Origin of the sequence: Streptococcus sp. 1004_SSPC (assembly GCF_001069025.1) — a bacterium.
Lineage (GTDB): Bacteria > Bacillota > Bacilli > Lactobacillales > Streptococcaceae > Streptococcus > Streptococcus vestibularis.
Genome location: NZ_JWGQ01000087.1, coordinates 1 through 328, shown reverse-complemented (window position 1 = coordinate 328; position 328 = coordinate 1). Strand labels below are relative to the sequence as shown.

Genomic DNA, 328 nt, shown 5'->3' with positions numbered 1-328 from the left:
TGTACACAAAAAGTCCCATAAGAACTATAATGAAAAGCGACAAAACCATCATTAGGAAGAACTCATGAGACCTATTAAGAATCCCACAGAATTAATCGGAATCAAAGACCAAAATATCAAGATTTTACTTATTTTTGAAACTGACACTCATATCGAGATTCAAGCAAAACTTGAAGCGACTAACAAGTTGATCAAAGACATCAAACGATTAGGATTCGGTTTTAGAAACTTTATTAACTTTAAGAAACGTGTCTTTATCACTCTAAACATACATAAAAAGAGGACCTATCCGGTCCTCTCTAGATGTTAGCTTTTCGTCACCCACTAC

1 pseudogene is annotated in these 328 nt (G+C 34.1%); it reads left to right on the top strand.

Annotated elements, in window-relative coordinates:
- Window positions 1–163: 163 nt before the first annotated feature.
- Window positions 164–310: pseudogene (locus tag ADF62_RS11190) on the top strand (transposase); the annotation flags it as partial.
- Window positions 311–328: the final 18 nt, after the last annotated feature.